This is a genomic window from Polaribacter sp. SA4-10 (assembly GCF_002163835.1).
Taxonomy (GTDB): domain Bacteria; phylum Bacteroidota; class Bacteroidia; order Flavobacteriales; family Flavobacteriaceae; genus Polaribacter.
In genome coordinates this window covers 2,967,497-2,984,432 of the sequence record NZ_CP019331.1, presented here as the reverse complement: position 1 = coordinate 2,984,432, position 16,936 = coordinate 2,967,497, and the positions used below count along the sequence as shown (strand labels likewise).

Sequence of the window (16,936 nt, the reverse complement as noted above, 5' to 3'; positions counted from 1 at the left end):
TTTATAAAGTGCTCCCTGTTTCTTGCATTCTAAAGGCAAATGCAAATGCTAATACACTTACTATAATACCAATCATAAAAACGGTATAGGTAACTCGTAATATTTTATATTTTCTATTTAAAACCAATCCTAAAAAATATAAATCTTTCGTTAAAGAACCGTAAAGGTAATCTCTGTCTTGCATCATTTCTGAAATACCCCATTCAAAATCATTTAATTTCATTTGATGAAAATTACCAAAAAACAATAAGTTAACTTTTTTATTAGCAACATCTTCTTTTGTAAATTTCCCTTCTGTAACATTAGGTCTTGTTGCTAAAATTGATAAGATAATAGATGCAACCGTAAAAATTATAAATATAACAGTTGGTATTATTAAATAACTATTTGAAGGGTTATCTAGTTTTGGTAATAGGTTAGACAGTGCTAAAGAAACTATAATTGCATTTACAGAAAGTAAAATATTCGCTTTCGTATCTGCAATATTACTTAAAGTCATGTGGTTTTTTAAAGCGATTCTAAACATCGTTTCTACGCCACGTTCTGGCACGTTTCCTTTCTCTTTTTTTAATTCTAAAGCATCTTGCTTCTGGTTAAATTTTTTAATATCGTTTTTTAAATTTTTTTTATTTTTTATTAATTTAGATAAATTTTTCTGCTTCTTTTTTGTCCAATTTTTTAAAGCATAATCTGTATTAAAGTGATGCTGTTGGGTAAAAAATTCAATATTTCCTGCAATCCATTCTGTATCAGAAACTTTTTTAACACCTGTTAACTCCCACTCTTTTCTTAATAAAAAAGTGTAATCAAAAAAACTTTTAGAAGCTAAATGCGCACAATCTGCATCAATTATTATCTTTTCAAAATCATTTTTGGGTTGATACCCCATTTTAGTTGCCAAAATAAGATCTGAAATAGCTTCAATTCTTTTATCGGTTACTTTATTCTCTTTTAAAAATTCTGAAGCAATTCTAACACTTTCTTCTTCATGATTTTCAGCTCCTTTTATAAAACCTGTATCATGAAACCAAGCAGCAATCTCTAGGTTTTCAGCAGCTACTTTATCAATTTTTAAGTTTTCAATAAGCTCCTTTGTACTTTTAACAACTCTTTGTGTATGTACTAAATTATGATACACAAAATTTCTATCTAAATTGGTATTTAATAAACTAAAGACGTACTTTTCTGTATCAACAATTAATGTGCTCATTGTAAAATTATTTTATAAATGAATAAGAATAAGTGATAACTCCATTCATTACTTTATTAATATTCGTCGTAAATTTATGAATTGCTTTCACTAGCGTACAAATTAAGGATTATTTGTAAGTTAACGAGTGTTTTTACGTCTAAAAAAACAGCTAGCATCAATATTAATTTAGAAAAGAAAGAAAACAAAATATGCTTACTTGGAAAGAAATTATCAGCTTCAGTGTAAAAGGAAATCCAACTCCAGATAAAAGAGTTGAAAAAACGGAAGCAGCATGGAAAGAATTATTAACAGAAGAACAGTTTAGAATTACAAGGCAAAAAGGAACAGAAAGACCAAATACTGGCGCTTTATGTAGTATTTATGATGAAGGACAATACAACTGTGTTTGTTGTAATACGCCTTTATTTGATTCTACAATAAAGTTTGATTCGAGTTCTGGTTGGCCAAGTTTTACGCAACCTATTAAAGAAAATGCTATTAAATATCATAAAGACATTTCTTTTGGTATGATAAGAGTAGAAGTTATGTGTAATACTTGTGATGGGCATTTAGGACATATTTTCCCTGATGGACCAGCACCAAGTGGATTGCGTTATTGTATTAATTCTGAATCTATGCAACTAGAGAAAGGAAATTCTGAAAATGAGTAAAAATTTACAAATTGCCACTTTAGGAGGTGGTTGTTTTTGGTGCACAGAAGCTGTATTCCAAGAAGTAAAAGGTATAGAAAAAGTTGTTTCTGGTTATACTGGGGGAAACGCTCCAGGAAGACCAACGTATAGAGAAATTTGTTCTGGATTAACTGGGTATGCAGAAGTAATTCGAATTACTTTTGATGCTAATGTAATTTCTTATGAAGACATTTTGGTCATCTTTATGACGACCCATGATCCAACAACACTAAACCAACAAGGTGCAGATAGAGGGACTCAATACAGATCTGTAATTTATTATCATAATGAGAATCAAAGAAAAGTTTCTGAAGAGGTTTTGAAGCAAATTCAGTCTTATTATAATGATAAAATTGTGACAGAAATTAGTCCGTCAACAATTTTTTATGATGCTACTAAAGAACATCAAGATTTTTATAAAAATAATAACGGACAAGGTTATTGCACTTATGTAATTGAACCAAAATTGGCAAAGCTACGTATGCTTCACGCTGATAAATTAAAATAGAATGTAACAGGTTTCTAAATTAAATGATTTGGAATCTGTTATTCATAATATAAATAAAAAATTAATGACAGATATTTTATTATATGGCGCAGATTGGTGTCCAGATTGTAGACGTGCAAAATCATATTTAAAAGAAAACAACATTGATTTTACTTTTATTGATGTTGATTTAGACAAAGAAGCAACAGCCAAAGTAGAAGCTATTAATAAAGGTAAACGCATTATTCCTACCTTAATGATAAAAGGAAAATCGTATACAAATCCTAACAATATTGAATTAGCATCCGTTTTAGGAATCAATGAAGTTGGTAAAGTACAATTATTTGGTGCAGATTGGTGTCCAGATTGTAGAAGAGCAAAAAGCTTTCTAAGAGACAATGGTATCAATTTTGATTTTATTGATGTAGATAAATACGATTGGGCAACACAAAAAGTAGAAGAGATTAACAACGGAAAACGTATTATTCCAACAGTATTAATTGATAATGTTCCTTATACAAACCCAGATAATGTAAAATTAACAGCTCTTCTTTCTATAAATATAGAAAAAGAACTCAAAATATTTGATACAATTATTATTGGTGGTGGTGCAGCAGGGTTAACAACTTCTATTTATGCTCAAAGAGATCGATTTGATACATTAATTCTAGAAAAATCTACCATTGGAGGAAATGCTTTCTTAACAGAAAAGATTGAGAATTACCCAGGTTTCACTTCTATTTCTGGTCCAAAATTAATGGAAAAAATGGAAGAACAAGCCAAAACCTATGGTTCAGTTATTAAAACTGGTGAAGAAGTTGTTGGTATTGAAAAAAAAGATAATTTATTCTCAATAGAAACAAAAGGTACTACCTATTTTGGAAAATCAGTTGTATTATCTACAGGTTCTACTTACAGAAAACTAGGCATTCCAAATGAACAAGAGTTAATTGGTTCTGGTATACATTTTTGTGCAACTTGTGATGGAGCTTTTTACAGAGATAAAGATATTATTGTGATTGGTGGTGGAAACTCCGCATTAGAAGAAGGTATCTTTTTAGCCGGTTTTTGTAAGAGTGTTAAAATAGTTCATCGTTCTGAAAACTTTTCTGCATCAGAAACTTATGTAGAAAAATTAAAATCAATCGATAATATTTCTACTTATATGAATAAAACCTCTCTTGAGTTTATTGCAGACGAAAAGGAATTATTTAAGAATTTAAAAATAAAAGACAATACAACAAATGAAGAGAGTTTTCTAGAAGCAGATGGTGTATTTATTTTTATTGGATTAATACCAAATACACAATCTTTTAAAGGAATTGTAAATCTTGATAAAAGAGGATTTATTCAAACAACAGCTTTGGCTCAAACTTCTGTCGATGGTATTTTTGCAGCTGGAGATTGTAGAGAAGGCGCTATTGCACAAGTTGCAGCAGCAACAGGAGAAGGTGTTTTAGCAAGTTATGGTATTAGAAATTACTTAAAATAATATGATTAAATTATATGGCGCAGAAAGATGCCATAAGACTCAATATTATAAAACATTTTTAGAGACCCGTAATTTAGATTACGCGTTTTTAGATTTAGAACAGCATGAAGAAAATGCAGAAGAATTACGTAACTTGTATGAAAATAGAAAACTAAATTTTCCTACAATTACGATTAATAATAAAAAGTTAAGAAATCCTTCTGATAAAGAACTTCAAAAATGGATTGATAAAGCCCATAATGGGCACTAGGCTTTTTTTATATCTCAATAAAATATTGATCAATGAAATTAAACATAAAGAATACTTTTACTTCAGAAAATCCAGCAGATTCAATCCTTGACAATACAAGAAGACAAGTTGAAGAAGCAGTTTTTTCATACGTACATCCTAAGAAAACAACAGCACCTAAAGTGATACATGTTTCTAAAGAAATGGCTTCAGAATTGGGAATTACAGAAGAAGAAATAAAATCAGAATTGTTTAAAAATATTGTTACAGGAAATGCCATTTATCCAAACACAAAACCTTATTCAATGTGTTATGGAGGTCATCAATTTGGCAATTGGGCAGGACAATTAGGTGATGGAAGAGCCATTAATTTATTTGAAGTTGAGCACAAAAATAAAAACTGGAAAGTGCAATTAAAAGGCGCTGGCGAAACTCCATATTCTAGAACTGCAGATGGTTTAGCCGTTTTACGATCTTCTGTAAGAGAATATTTGTGTGCTGAGGCAATGTTTCACTTAGGGGTTCCAACGACAAGATCTTTGTCTTTAAGTTTATCTGGAGATGCTGTTTTACGTGATGTTCTATATGACGGAAATCCTGCACATGAAAAAGGTGCAATTGTTTCAAGAATATCACCAAGTTTTTTACGTTTTGGTAATTATGAGATTTTTTCAGCCAGAAAAGATGTAAAAAATTTAAAAGCGTTGGTTGATTATACCATCAAACATCATTTTTCACATTTAGGCAAACCATCAAAAGAAAATTACATCCACTTTTTTAAAGAAGTTTCAGAACGTACTTTAGAAATGATAATTCATTGGCAACGTGTTGGTTTTGTACACGGAGTGATGAATACAGATAACATGTCCATTTTAGGTTTAACCATAGATTTTGGACCTTATGGTTGGTTAGAAGGTTTCGATTTTGGTTGGACGCCAAACACAACCGACAGACAACACAAACGTTACCGATATGGAAATCAACCAAATATTGGTTTGTGGAATTTGTATCAACTTGCAAATGCTTTGTACCCAATAATTGAAGAAGTAGCACCTTTAAATGCAATTTTAGAACAATATAAAGTTGATTTTGAAGTACAATCTTTACAGATGATGAAATCAAAATTAGGCTTATGTACTTCGGATGAAGAGGATGTAAAACTGATTCAAAATTTAGAGGATAGTTTACAGTTAGTAGAAACTGACATGACTATTTTCTTTAGAAAATTAAGTGATTTTACTGATAAGGATTCTGGTTTAGAATTGATCAAAGAAGCATTTTATGACTTTGAGAATATTTCTGATGAAGTCATAAATAACTGGAATTTGTGGTTTAAAAAATATGAGGAAAGACTTCAAATTGAAAGAGTTTCATCGGAAGAAAGAAAAGAAAAAATGGATGCTGTAAATCCTAAATACGTCTTACGTAATTACATGTCACAATTAGCAATTGATGAAGCCGATAAAGGAGACTATTCTTTAATTGACGAGTTATTTCAACTACTGAAAAAACCATATTCTGAACAACCAGAAAACGAAAAATGGTTTGCAAAAAGACCTGAATGGGCAAGAAATAAAGTAGGTTGTTCTATGTTATCTTGTAGTTCATAAAAAACAAAATAAATATGCAATTAGGTTTAGGAACAGCTGCTTTAGGAAGGCCTCAATACATAAATGTTCGTCAAGAAGAATGTGATAACTCTAGCTTATCTGACTTCAAAAAAGAGAGTTTTTCTGTTTTAGAAAACGCTTATAATTCAGGAGTTCGTTATTTTGATACTGCCCCAGGTTATGGATTGGCAGAAGAATTAGTAGTAGAATGGTTACAAACTAAAAATGATAAATCTATAGAAGTTGCCACAAAATGGGGGTATACGTACACGGCAAATTTTGATGCAAATGCCACTGTTCATGAAGTAAAAGAACATAGTTTATCTAAATTAGATGAACAATGGAATTTCTCTAAACAACTACTACCCTATTTAAAAGTGTATCAGATTCATTCTGCAACTTTAGAAACTGGTGTTTTAGAAAACAACCAAGTTTTAGAACAATTAGCATTTTTAAAAAAGGAACACAACTTAAAAATAGGATTGACAACAACAGGTACAAATCAAGTTGAAGTGATTAAAAAAGCTTTGGATGTTTTTGTTGATGGAGAACAAGTATTTGAACTATTTCAAGTAACGTATAATTTTTTAGATCAAAGTTTAAAAGAGATTTCTGATGAGTTAATCAATCAGAAAAAATCAATTGTCATAAAAGAAGCTTTGGCAAATGGAAGAATTTTTAGAAACGAAAAATATGCTCATTATAATAAAATGTATGCAACTTTAGAAAATTTATCAAAAAAACACAACGTTGGTGTAGATGCAATTTCGCTTAAATATTGTGAGCAAACAATTACGAATAGCATTGTTTTAAGTGGTGCAAGTAATTCTGAACAATTGAAACAAAATTTAAAAATGAACTCATTTTTACTTTCTAAGGATGAAATTGAATTGCTAAATTCTTTTAAAATTAAACCAGAATTTTATTGGAAAGAGCGAAAGGAATTACAATGGAATTAACCAAAATTGCTTTTGGCGGAGGTTGTCATTGGTGTACAGAAGCCGTTTTTCAAACTTTAATTGGTGTAGAAAAAATAGAACAAGGTTGGGTTTCATCAACAGAAAAAAATAGTAGTTTTTCTGAAGCTGTTATAGTTCATTTTGATGTTGAAAAAATAGCTTTAAAAATCCTGATTGAAATTCATTTATTAACGCATAAAAGTACTAGCAATCATTCTATGAGAAGTAAGTATCGTTCTGCTATTTATTATTTTACGCAACATCAAAAAAAAGAAATTATTAAAATTACCGAAGAATTACAATCGTGTTTTAAAAATAAAATCATCACAAAAACGTTAGAATTTAAGGGATTTAAACCATCTACTGTAGCGTTTCAGAATTATTATCAAACAAATCCCGATAAACCATTTTGCAAAAATTATATCAATCCAAAATTAAACTTTTTATTAAAAGAATTTTCAAATCAAGTCAATAAGTGTAAGGTAAACCACCTGATTACGTCTATCTAAAAAATCAAATTAACTATGAGTATTATACAAAATATTAAAAATTACTTTAATTCTAAAGCAGAAGGAAACACTTCAGAAAAAGCACCTGTTGGAATTTGCCCAAACTGTTGGGGTAAAGAAGAATGGGAAGGAGAGTTCTACAAACAGAATAGGGGAAACAAATTGATTGGAAACGATCAAACGTATAACAGTTTCATTAATAAAATTGTAGAAAGTAATATAAGTGGTATCACAATAAATAAAGATAATTATGAATGTGAAACTTGTAAAGTAGGTCATAAAAAATAGCTTAAAAAAGTTTTATCTTTAGCCCAAAATTTTAATTTCATTAAATGATCCACGAACTTAAAGAAATCATCAATCAAGCTGTTATCAACCAACAAAAAGGGTTAAAAAACGTGTTGGCAACTGTGGTGTATTTAGAAGGTTCATCTTACAGAAAACCAGGAGTTAGAATGCTAATTTCTGAAGATTTTAGTGTTACTGGAGCTGTTAGTGGAGGTTGTGTAGAAAAAGAAATTATTCACAGGGCAAAAAGTGTTTTTGATGATAACAAACCTAAAATAATTACATACGATGGTAGGTACAAGTTAGGTTGTGAAGGTGTTTTATATGTTTTAATTGAACCTTTATGTATCACTCATGATTTTATAACTCATTTTTCAGATGCAACTTCAAAAAGAGAAGCTATAAAAATTGAAAGTCGTTTTAGAAAAGAAGATGAAGCTTTTGGTAATTTTGGCTCTGTTGTAACTTTTGAAAACAAAAAGCAATTTGAGTTTTCTGAAACTTTTAGTACTCAGAACAAGCATAATTTAAACCTTTTTTCTCAAATAATACAACCCAGTTTTAAGCTAATTATAATTGGCGGGGAACACGATGCCGTTAAACTCTGTAAAGTAGCTTCTAATTTAGGTTGGGAAATTGATGTAATTACTTGCGTAAAAGACAGTAAAAAAATCAAGAATTTTCCAGGAGCAAATTCTGTTGTTGGGAACTCTGCAGAAACAATTCAATTTACGAATATTGAAGAAAATACTGCAATTGTAATTATGAATCATAGTTACGTGCAAGATTTAAAATATGTGGTAAAACTTTCTGAATACAAACCAAAATATATAGGAATTTTAGGTGCACCAAATAGAAGAGAACGTTTATTTAATGAGCTTTTTGAATTTGTTCCTGATATTTCTGAAGACTTTTTAGATATTATTTATACACCTGCAGGTTTACATATTGGAGCCCAAACTCCTGAAGAAATTGCAATTTCTATTGTTGCTGAAATTCTATCAGTAATTAGAAAAAAAGAACCTTTTTCTTTAAGAAAGTTAAATGGTAAAATTCATAATTAAATATGAAAAATATTGCTGTTTTAATTTTAGCTGCTGGTAAATCTTCTAGAATGGGTTTCACAAAACAACTTTTAAAAGTTGGAACAAAAACACTTTTAGAACGTGCAATTGAAGCTGGGAAAAAATCGAAAGCAACTACACTTTTTTGTGTTTTAGGAGCAAATTTAGATGAAATTAAAAATGAAATTTCTACTGAAAATATTGAGTTTATTATTAATAAAAACTATGAAAAGGGATTAAGTTCAAGTATTGTTACAGGAATTAATTTCATAGAAAAAAGTCAAAATAATTTTGATGCAGTTTTAATAACTTTAGCAGATCAACCAAAAGTAGATTCGACCTATTTAAATCAATTAATTGAAACTTTTAATAGTAATTCTGGTAAAATCATAGCTTCAAAATATGATGATAAAATTGGCGTTCCTGCTATTTTTCCGAAGATATTTTTTAAAAAATTAGTACTTTTAGAAGGTGACAAAGGAGCTAAAAACTTATTAAACTCTAAATTAGAAAATATTTTAGCTGTTGTTTCTGATAAATTACTAGATATTGACACTAAAGAGGATTACAAAAACTATATAAATTAATGTATCCTTATCATAACAAAATAAAGCAAAGAATAAAAAATGGAGAACTAATTAAGTTTGAATTTGTAGCACAATACAAGCAAATATTACCTTGTTTATTGCTATATTTCAATACAGAGCCTTACATTAGACCTATTAGAGAACATCGGTTTAAAGAATACGAAACCATCCTAAAATCAATTTAAAAAAGATATTTTTGCTAAATGAATTATTATAAAAAAATTTTATACTTTTTTTCTTTCGTTTTATTAACCAACTGCGCTACAAGTAAAATTCAATTTTCTGAAGATCAAAATATTGATATTGAAAAAAATCCATCAGAAATAGAACACGCTGTTTATTTGATTGGAGATGCAGGAAATTCAACTATTAAAGAAGATTCGCCCGCATTAAAATATTTAAAAAAACATATTAAAAATGCACCTAAAAATGGGACACTCCTTTTTTTAGGTGATAATGTTTATGAAACTGGAATTCCTAAGAAAAAATCTAAAAAATATCCTTTAGCAAAAAGAAGAATTGAAGCCCAAACTGATGTTGCAAAAAACTTTAAAGGAAAGTCTATTTTTATTCCAGGAAATCACGATTGGTATAACGGATTAGATGGTTTAAAAAGAGAAGAAAAATTAGTAGAAAAAGCTTTGGGAAAAAAATCTTTTTTCCCTCAAAATGGTTGTCCTTTAGAGAGAGTAAAAATTTCTAAAGATATTGTCTTAATTGTTGTTGATACGCATTGGTATCTAACAAACTGGGATAATCATCCCAAAATAAATGACAATTGTGAAATTAAAACAAGAAATAAGTTTTTTGATGAATTAGAAGGGTTAATTAAAAAATCTAGAGGCAAGACTACCATTATTGCACTGCATCACCCAATGTTTACATACGGATCACATGGAGGAAAATACTCATTAAAAAGTCATTTGAAACCATTACCAATACTCGGTTCTCTTAAAAATTTAATTAGAAAAACATCTGGACTTACAAATACGGATATCCAAAATAAAAAATACAACGAACTTAGAAAACGTATTATAACATTGTCTCAAGAGAATGATAAAACCATTTTTGTTTCTGGTCATGATCATAATTTACAATATATCGTACAAGACAATCTTCCTCAAATAGTTAGTGGTTCTGGTTCAAAAACGACTCCAACAAAATTATCTGGAGGAGCTAAATTTACTTATGGAGCGCAAGGTTTTGCTAAATTAAATATTTATAAAGACGGTTCTTCTAAAGTCCAATTTTATTCTGTTAATGATGACAGCATTGTTTATGAAACAAAAGTTTTATCAGCAGATAAAAAGAAAACATTTACAACTTTTACAGAAAGGAATTTAAAAGAAAAAAAGGCTTCAATTTACACAAAAGAAGAAGTTACAAAAAGCAAAAAATATCGATTTTTTTGGGGAGAACGTTATAGAAAATATTTTGGCACAGAAATTACTGCACCAACTGTAAATTTAGACACCCTGTTTGGCGGGTTAAAACCTGTGAGAAAAGGAGGTGGACATCAATCTAAATCTTTAAGACTTGAAGATAAAGAGGGAAGGGAGTTTGTAATGCGTGCTTTGCGTAAAAATGCCATTCAATATTTACAAGCGGTGGCTTTTAAAGATCAATATATAGAAGGGCAATTTGAGGATACCAAAACAGAAAGTTTATTAGCAGACGTTTTTACAGGTTCTCATCCTTATGCGCCTTTTACAATTGGAAAACTAGCTGATGCAATTGGTGTTTATCATACAAATCCTGTTTTATATTACGTTCCAAAACAAAATAGTTTAGGGGATTTTAATGATGAATTTGGAGGTGAATTATATATGATTGAAGAACGTGCTGCTTCTGGTCATGGAGATAAAGCGAGTTTTGGTTTTTCAAATGAAGTAATAAGTACAGATGATTTATTAAAGAATTTGAGTAAGAATGAAAATCATATTTTAGATGAAGAAGCGTATATAAAAGCACGATTATTTGATATGCTAATTGGAGATTGGGACAGGCATGAAGACCAATGGCGTTGGGCAGTATTTAAAGAAAACAAGCAAACTATTTACAGACCAATTCCAAGAGATAGGGATCAAGCATTTTCTATTTTTGGTGATGGAGCTTTGTTAAATTTTGCCACCAAAATAATTCCTACTTTACGTTTAATGAAATCTTATAGCAAAGAATTAAAAAGCCCAAAATGGTTTAATTTAGAGCCATACCCTTTAGATATGTCTTTAATTACTAATTCTAAAAAACCTATCTGGGACAAACAGGTTAAAATAATTACATCAAATATCTCTGATAAAGTTATAGATGACGCTTTTAATAATTTTCCAAATGAAGTAAAAGACCAGACTGTAGTAGAAATAAAAAAGAAACTAATTGGTAGAAGAAAAAATTTACAGAAAATTTCTGATTCTTATTTTAAACATATTAATAAATTTCAAGTTATAAAAGGAACTCAAAAGGATGATTGGTTTGAAATTGAAAGATTACAAAATGGTAAAACTAAAGTTGTAGGGTACAGAATAAAAAAAGGTAAAAAAAGTGATGTCTTTCATCAACGAATATATAACTACGCGAACACCAAAGAAATTTGGATTTATGGCTTAGATGATGACGATACATTTGTTGTAAATGGAGAAGGCAAAAACTTAATTAAATTAAGAATTATTGGTGGTCAAAACAACGATGTTTATACTATAAATAATGGTGACAAAGTTGTTATCTATGACTATAAATCAAAGAAAAATACTTTTGCAACTAAAAAAGGAAAAGTAAAACTAACCGATAATTATGAGACAAATGTGTATGATTATAAGAAGCTGAAAAATAACCAAAATATGATAAAACCAACAATTGGTTTTAATCCTGATGATGGTCTTAAAATTGGGTTTACAAATGTGTATACCGCTTATGGTTTTAATAGAAACCCATTTACATCACAGCATACACTTTCTAGTTCTTTTTATTTTGCAACTAATGGTTATGAAATTAATTATTTAAGTGAATTTGCTAATATTTTTAGCAATTGGAACATCGGTTTTAACACAACATTTACAAGTCCTAATTATGCAATAAATTATTTTGGATTAGGAAACAACTCACCAAATCCGGAGGCAAGAGATTTAGAAGAAGAAGTTTATAATAGAGTAAAAATAAAAAAATTAATTGCAGGTTCATTTATCAACTGGAAAGGAGAATTGGGAGCAGAAATTAAAATTGGTGTTAATTATCAAACTATTAAAATTGAAAATTCTTTAGGACGATATATCAATAAAAAATTCAATGCAAACAACCCAATTTTTGACACTCAAAAATTCTTTAATACAGAAGCAAGTTATCAATTTGAAAATAGTGATAATCCAGCATTTACAACTTTAGGAATGAAAACTAAATTAAAAGTTGGGTACACTTCAAATATTAATAATGATAATGATTTCGGCTATTTTATTCCGTCTATTTCTTTTTATAATAAACTTATATCAAGCGGGAAATTAGTTTTAGCTACCAAATTAAAAACTCATTTTACGTTTGGTAATCGTTATGAATTTTATCAAGCAGCAAGCATTGGAGGTAATGATGGTCTAAGAGGATATCGAAATCAGCGTTTTACAGGTAAAAACTCTTTTTATCATAGCTCAGACATTAGACTTAACTTAAGACAGGTTAAAACAAGTATTTTGCCTTTAAATATTGGAGTTTATACAGGTTTTGATTATGGAAAAGTTTGGGGAGAACAAAATCTAACAATCAACCCTATTTTTAACTACAAACATTGGAATTATTCTTATGGAGGTGGTGTTTTCTTTAATGCTGCAAATCTAGCAACAGGAAATATTGCTTTATTTAATAGTGATGATGGTCTAAGATTATCATTTAATTTAGGTTTCGATTTTTAAAATAATAAATATGAGTCAATTTGCATTAATTTTTGCTTCTTTTTATGGTTTAACAGCAGTAATATTTGGTGCTTTTGGTGCTCATTTATTAAAGAAAAAGCTAACAACAGATCAATTAAACAGTTTTGAAACTGGCGTAAAATATCAAATGTATCATGCCATTGTTTTATTAATTATAGGGTTTCAATTACCCTTAAATAATTCTTTAGATACATACATTATCTATGCATTTATTTTAGGAACATTCCTGTTTTCGTTTTCTATTTATGGATTGGTAATTTCTTCTGCAATGGATAAAAAACTAAAAATTCTAGGACCAATTACTCCACTTGGAGGTTTGTTTTTAGTTTTAGGCTGGGGTTTATTAATTTACAAGTTTGCAGTAACTTTTAATTAATTTTAAGTTCGTACAAATTACCACCAGCTCCATGAGATTTTTCATCTGTAATATACAACGTATTGTTGTTTTTAAAACACACACCTTCTTTTTGAGAACTATGTTTTAATGGAATAACTGATAACGTACCAGAGAAAAAATCATCTCCTTTAAAATCTGAAAAAACCAATATATTTTTCTGAGAAAGTAACACAACCTTACTTTTATCTGGTGAAATATCTGCTGAGGTTATCCAACATTCTAATTCTTTACAATTTTTAAATTCAGAAATTAATTTTGCTTTGTATTTTCCTTCTTTTGAAGGTATTTTATAAAGAGAAGTAGTACCAAAATTATTTTTTACTCTACTTTTTGTAAAAATATATAACGCGTTTTGAAAGTAAAAAAATGCCTCAGCATCATAAAAAGATTGGTTTTTTTTAGGAGGGAAATTCTTTTGAGTTGAATATTCAAATTTTATTTTTTCAATTTGTGCTTTCTTCTTTTTTAATTCCTTCTTATTTACTTTCAGAATTACCAGATTCTTTCTTTTGTTTGAGTTATTCCCAAAATCTCCTATGTAAATATTTCCTTTTTCATCAGAAGTTAAATCTTCCCAATCATGATTTTTTGCCTTAATTTTTACTTCCTTCTTAATTTTCCCTTTTCTAGAAACACCATATAACACTGGCTTATTTCCACCATCATTTAGCATCCAGATAAACGCTGAACCTGTTGTTGTTTCAGTCCCAGAAACCTCTTTCAAATCTTTAGGTAAATCTGAAATCAATTTTAATTGGCTAAAATTCTGACAACTAAATAAAAGTATAGGGATTAAAAAATAAATAATTTTTTTCATAAACAGATAATTACCAACCTCCAGAAGATCCTCCACCACCAAAACTTCCACCACCAAAACCACCGCCAAATCCTCCACCAGAAGATCCTCCGCCACCAAAACTGCCACCACCAAAGCTTCCTCCACCTCTACCAGCGTTGCTTAAAATAATGGTTTGTAAAATATCTCCAGCAAGAGACCTTTTTCTGTAACGTTTTCCTTTGCCTCTATTATTTTTATTTCCTCTAGAAATTAAAATAAAAAAGATAATTATAATGACGACAAAAAAGACAAATCCTGGATTAGAATCGGATGCTTCTTTGCGAGTTCCTTGGTATTCTCCGTTTAAAGTTTTAAAAATGTAATCAGATCCTTTATCTAAACCAGCATAAAAATCGCCACGCTTAAATTCAGGAATAATCACTCTTTCTATAATTCTTTTTGATTGAAAATCAGTAAGTAAATGTTCAACTCCTTTACCTGATTGGATGGTAATTTTTCTGTCATCTTTTGCTAACAACATCAAAACCCCATTATCTTCTTTCGCTTGACCAATACCCCACTTCTCACCCCAATTTGCACCTAAGTATGCAATATTTTCACCTTCTGTAGATGAAATTATGGCAACTACAATTTGTGTTGATGTTGTATCTGAGTACCGAACTAACTTACTTTCTAAACTCGTTTTTTGACTTGCTGATAATAATCCTGTGTAATCATAAACACTTGTTTGAAACTTAGGCTTCTCAGGAATTTTAAACCCTTGTGAAAAAAGACTTAATGAAAATAAAAAAGTTACTAAAACTAATAACTTACTGCCAACTGAATACTGAATACTACTAACTAAATTTTTCATCCTTTAGATATCTCATTAGAAAGTTCATCTTCATCATCTATTTGCCAAGGAAAGTGTTCTTGTAATTCTTCTCCTGCTTTTAAAATACCTGCTACCAAACCTTGCTTAAAATCACCAAGTTTAAAATGGTTTTGCATAACGTCTTTAGTTGTATTCCAAAAGTCATCCGGAACTACTTCGTTGATGCCTTTATCACCATAAATAACAAATTTCTTATCTTTTACAGCAACATAAATCAACACGGCATTTTCATCTTTAGTGTTGTTCATTTTTAGCATATGAAATACTTCTAACGAACGATCATCATGGTTTTTTTCTGAGGTAGCCTCAATATGCACACGAATTTCGCCAGAAGTATTTTTTTCTGCCACTCTAATAGCAGAAATAATTTCTTGTTCTTCTTCTTGAGATAGAAACGCTTCTACTTTAGACATTTTATTCTTTTTTATTTTTAAAATTGAAATTTACATCTGGTGCATTTTCTGAACCAACATTTGCTTTATAACGTGTCATTTCATCAAAATTAAAAACACCCGCTAATAAAGAATTAGGGAAAATTTTAATGTGTTTATTATAATTATTTACGCCTTCATTAAAACGATCTCTAGCAACATTAATTCTATTTTCTGTTCCTTCTAATTGACTTTGTAATTCTAAGAAATTTTGATTTGCTTTTAATTCTGGGTAACGTTCTACAGATACTAATAATTTAGATAAAGCGCCAGTCATTCCTGCTTGCGCTTGTTGAAATTGCGCCATTTTTTCTGGCGTTAAATCACTAGCATTTATATTTACAGAAGTTGCTTTTGCTCTTGCATTAATTACATCTGTTAAAGTTTCTTTCTCAAAATCTGCAGCTCCCTGTACCGTTTTTACTAAGTTACCTATCAAGTCATTTCTACGTTGATAAGAACTCTCTACATTAGACCAAGTAGTTTTTGCATCTTCCTGTAATACAACTGCCTGATTATTAAAACCTTTTCCCCAATTGTATATTCCAAATACAATTACAAGAATTACTATTACTGGTATTAACCATTTTTTCATAATTTCTAAATTTAATTTCTACTTTTTTGTTCTACAAATTTACTTAATATTCTACAATATTTAAAGAGAAGTTCCACCATCTAATGTAATTGTTTGACCGGTAATAAACTTTGTACTATCTGACGCCAACCAAACAACTGCTTCAGCTATTTCTGCTGCTTTTCCATATCGTTTTATTGGAATCACACTTTTTAAAATTGTATCCATTTCTGGTTTTGTGCCTAATAATTGATCTAACAGTGCAGATTCTGTATAGCCAGGGCAAACAGCGTTTACTCGAATATTTTTTGTTGCATACTCCATTGCTGCAGATTTTGTCATTCCAACAACCGCAAATTTGCTTGCACTATAACTAATATTATTTGGAGATGCTTTTAACCCCGCTAAAGAAGCAATATTTACAATATTTCCTCCACCTTGTTTAAGCATTTGTTTTAAAGCCAACTTCATACAATAAAATACACCTGTTTGATTTACTGCAATTACACGATCCCAATCTTCTAAAGTAGATTTATCTGTTCTTAATAAATTAGGTCCAATACCTGCATTATTTACAATAACATCTAATTTACCATATTCTTTAACAGTACTATCAATAAGGTTTTCTACTTCTTCAAATGTTGTAACATTACATTTATTTGCAGTTGCTTTTCCTTTATTTAATTTTATATCATCAACTACTTTTTGTGCACTTTCTAAATCAATATCAGAAACTATAACAGTTGCTCCGTGTTTTGCAAAATGAATTGCTGTAGCTTTTCCTATTCCAGATCCAGCTCCTGTAACAATTACTACCTTATCTTTTACCTCCATA

General features: G+C 29.6%; 18 protein-coding genes. 12 read left to right on the top strand and 6 right to left on the bottom strand.

Translation table 11 applies throughout. The features are described 5' to 3' along the window. Window position 1: 1 nt before the first annotated feature. The gene (locus tag BTO04_RS13045) at window positions 2–1,210 is read right to left on the bottom strand and encodes a Pycsar system effector family protein (protein WP_087564916.1); all 1,209 of its coding nucleotides are present in this window, start codon (window positions 1,208–1,210) and stop codon (window positions 2–4) included. A gap of 191 nt (window positions 1,211–1,401) precedes the next feature. Here BTO04_RS13045 and msrB point away from each other — a divergent pair, with 191 nt between their 5' ends. The 12 genes from msrB to BTO04_RS12980 all read left to right on the top strand — a co-directional run bounded on the left by msrB (window position 1,402) and on the right by BTO04_RS12980 (window position 13,402). Then, on the top strand, window positions 1,402–1,863 hold the full coding sequence (gene msrB, locus BTO04_RS13040; RefSeq protein WP_087564915.1) for a peptide-methionine (R)-S-oxide reductase MsrB: 462 nt from the start codon (window positions 1,402–1,404) through the stop codon (window positions 1,861–1,863). Continuing rightward, window positions 1,856–2,392 (top strand): peptide-methionine (S)-S-oxide reductase MsrA, encoded by a 537-nt coding sequence (gene msrA / locus BTO04_RS13035; RefSeq protein WP_087564914.1) that lies wholly within the window; start codon window positions 1,856–1,858, stop codon window positions 2,390–2,392. Before msrB ends, msrA begins: the two co-directional genes overlap by 8 nt. 64 nt (window positions 2,393–2,456) lie before the next feature. Continuing rightward, window positions 2,457–3,863 carry an FAD-dependent oxidoreductase gene (locus tag BTO04_RS13030; protein WP_087564913.1) on the top strand — a complete coding sequence of 469 codons (1,407 nt, stop codon included), beginning with the start codon at window positions 2,457–2,459 and terminating at the stop codon, window positions 3,861–3,863. 1 nt (window position 3,864) lies between these two features. Further along, the gene (locus tag BTO04_RS13025; protein ID WP_087564912.1) at window positions 3,865–4,113 is read left to right on the top strand and encodes a glutaredoxin domain-containing protein; all 249 of its coding nucleotides are present in this window, start codon (window positions 3,865–3,867) and stop codon (window positions 4,111–4,113) included. A gap of 32 nt (window positions 4,114–4,145) precedes the next feature. Further along, complete coding sequence (locus BTO04_RS13020) at window positions 4,146–5,702, top strand: YdiU family protein (protein WP_087564911.1); 1,557 nt, start codon at window positions 4,146–4,148, stop codon at window positions 5,700–5,702. Between the two features lie 14 nt (window positions 5,703–5,716). Then, the gene (locus BTO04_RS13015; RefSeq protein WP_087564910.1) at window positions 5,717–6,661 is read left to right on the top strand and encodes an aldo/keto reductase; all 945 of its coding nucleotides are present in this window, start codon (window positions 5,717–5,719) and stop codon (window positions 6,659–6,661) included. After that, on the top strand, window positions 6,652–7,170 hold the full coding sequence (locus BTO04_RS13010; RefSeq protein ID WP_087564909.1) for a peptide-methionine (S)-S-oxide reductase: 519 nt from the start codon (window positions 6,652–6,654) through the stop codon (window positions 7,168–7,170). Before BTO04_RS13015 ends, BTO04_RS13010 begins: the two co-directional genes overlap by 10 nt. A gap of 15 nt (window positions 7,171–7,185) precedes the next feature. Further along, a complete protein-coding gene (locus BTO04_RS13005; RefSeq protein ID WP_087564908.1) occupies window positions 7,186–7,458 on the top strand; it encodes a hypothetical protein in 273 nt (90 codons plus the stop codon). Between the two features lie 44 nt (window positions 7,459–7,502). After that, window positions 7,503–8,522, top strand: a complete 1,020-nt coding sequence (locus BTO04_RS13000) for an XdhC family protein (RefSeq protein WP_087564907.1) — start codon at window positions 7,503–7,505, stop codon at window positions 8,520–8,522. A 2-nt stretch (window positions 8,523–8,524) separates the two neighbouring features. Next, window positions 8,525–9,109 carry a nucleotidyltransferase family protein gene (locus tag BTO04_RS12995; RefSeq protein WP_087564906.1) on the top strand — a complete coding sequence of 195 codons (585 nt, stop codon included), beginning with the start codon at window positions 8,525–8,527 and terminating at the stop codon, window positions 9,107–9,109. A gap of 203 nt (window positions 9,110–9,312) precedes the next feature. After that, on the top strand, window positions 9,313–13,005 hold the full coding sequence (locus BTO04_RS12985; RefSeq protein ID WP_087564904.1) for a metallophosphoesterase: 3,693 nt from the start codon (window positions 9,313–9,315) through the stop codon (window positions 13,003–13,005). A 10-nt stretch (window positions 13,006–13,015) separates the two neighbouring features. Beyond that, the gene (locus BTO04_RS12980) at window positions 13,016–13,402 is read left to right on the top strand and encodes a DUF423 domain-containing protein (protein ID WP_087564903.1); all 387 of its coding nucleotides are present in this window, start codon (window positions 13,016–13,018) and stop codon (window positions 13,400–13,402) included. Here BTO04_RS12980 and BTO04_RS12975 read toward each other — a convergent pair. From BTO04_RS12975 to BTO04_RS12955, 5 genes are read right to left on the bottom strand one after another with little or no spacing between them, the layout of a single operon-like run. Continuing rightward, window positions 13,395–14,240 (bottom strand): SdiA-regulated domain-containing protein, encoded by an 846-nt coding sequence (locus BTO04_RS12975; RefSeq protein ID WP_157662468.1) that lies wholly within the window; start codon window positions 14,238–14,240, stop codon window positions 13,395–13,397. The genes BTO04_RS12980 and BTO04_RS12975 overlap by 8 nt on opposite strands. A gap of 10 nt (window positions 14,241–14,250) precedes the next feature. Continuing rightward, window positions 14,251–15,075, bottom strand: a complete 825-nt coding sequence (locus tag BTO04_RS12970; RefSeq protein WP_087564902.1) for a YgcG family protein — start codon at window positions 15,073–15,075, stop codon at window positions 14,251–14,253. Beyond that, complete coding sequence (locus BTO04_RS12965; protein WP_087564901.1) at window positions 15,072–15,509, bottom strand: TPM domain-containing protein; 438 nt, start codon at window positions 15,507–15,509, stop codon at window positions 15,072–15,074. The genes BTO04_RS12970 and BTO04_RS12965 overlap by 4 nt, the downstream gene beginning before the upstream one ends. Before the next feature lies 1 nt (window position 15,510). Then, window positions 15,511–16,122: a LemA family protein gene (locus BTO04_RS12960; protein ID WP_087564900.1), complete on the bottom strand. Its 612-nt coding sequence runs from the start codon at window positions 16,120–16,122 to the stop codon at window positions 15,511–15,513. A gap of 60 nt (window positions 16,123–16,182) precedes the next feature. Next, window positions 16,183–16,935 carry an SDR family NAD(P)-dependent oxidoreductase gene (locus BTO04_RS12955; RefSeq protein ID WP_087564899.1) on the bottom strand — a complete coding sequence of 251 codons (753 nt, stop codon included), beginning with the start codon at window positions 16,933–16,935 and terminating at the stop codon, window positions 16,183–16,185. Between the last annotated feature and the right edge of the window lies 1 nt (window position 16,936).

Excerpts from the sequence above, each read along its gene's own strand:
- BTO04_RS13045 (WP_087564916.1), bottom strand. The coding sequence starts at position 1,210 with ATGAGCACATTAATTGTTGATACAGAAAAGTACGTCTTTAGTTTATTA.
- msrB (WP_087564915.1), top strand. The coding sequence starts at position 1,402 with ATGCTTACTTGGAAAGAAATTATCAGCTTCAGTGTAAAAGGAAATCCA.
- msrA (WP_087564914.1), top strand. The coding sequence starts at position 1,856 with ATGAGTAAAAATTTACAAATTGCCACTTTAGGAGGTGGTTGTTTTTGG.
- BTO04_RS13030 (WP_087564913.1), top strand. The coding sequence starts at position 2,457 with ATGACAGATATTTTATTATATGGCGCAGATTGGTGTCCAGATTGTAGA.
- BTO04_RS13025 (WP_087564912.1), top strand. The coding sequence starts at position 3,865 with ATGATTAAATTATATGGCGCAGAAAGATGCCATAAGACTCAATATTAT.
- BTO04_RS13020 (WP_087564911.1), top strand. The coding sequence starts at position 4,146 with ATGAAATTAAACATAAAGAATACTTTTACTTCAGAAAATCCAGCAGAT.
- BTO04_RS13015 (WP_087564910.1), top strand. The coding sequence starts at position 5,717 with ATGCAATTAGGTTTAGGAACAGCTGCTTTAGGAAGGCCTCAATACATA.
- BTO04_RS13010 (WP_087564909.1), top strand. The coding sequence starts at position 6,652 with ATGGAATTAACCAAAATTGCTTTTGGCGGAGGTTGTCATTGGTGTACA.
- BTO04_RS13005 (WP_087564908.1), top strand. The coding sequence starts at position 7,186 with ATGAGTATTATACAAAATATTAAAAATTACTTTAATTCTAAAGCAGAA.
- BTO04_RS13000 (WP_087564907.1), top strand. The coding sequence starts at position 7,503 with ATGATCCACGAACTTAAAGAAATCATCAATCAAGCTGTTATCAACCAA.
- BTO04_RS12995 (WP_087564906.1), top strand. The coding sequence starts at position 8,525 with ATGAAAAATATTGCTGTTTTAATTTTAGCTGCTGGTAAATCTTCTAGA.
- BTO04_RS12985 (WP_087564904.1), top strand. The coding sequence starts at position 9,313 with ATGAATTATTATAAAAAAATTTTATACTTTTTTTCTTTCGTTTTATTA.
- BTO04_RS12980 (WP_087564903.1), top strand. The coding sequence starts at position 13,016 with ATGAGTCAATTTGCATTAATTTTTGCTTCTTTTTATGGTTTAACAGCA.
- BTO04_RS12975 (WP_157662468.1), bottom strand. The coding sequence starts at position 14,240 with ATGAAAAAAATTATTTATTTTTTAATCCCTATACTTTTATTTAGTTGT.
- BTO04_RS12970 (WP_087564902.1), bottom strand. The coding sequence starts at position 15,075 with ATGAAAAATTTAGTTAGTAGTATTCAGTATTCAGTTGGCAGTAAGTTA.
- BTO04_RS12965 (WP_087564901.1), bottom strand. The coding sequence starts at position 15,509 with ATGTCTAAAGTAGAAGCGTTTCTATCTCAAGAAGAAGAACAAGAAATT.
- BTO04_RS12960 (WP_087564900.1), bottom strand. The coding sequence starts at position 16,122 with ATGAAAAAATGGTTAATACCAGTAATAGTAATTCTTGTAATTGTATTT.
- BTO04_RS12955 (WP_087564899.1), bottom strand. The coding sequence starts at position 16,935 with ATGGAGGTAAAAGATAAGGTAGTAATTGTTACAGGAGCTGGATCTGGA.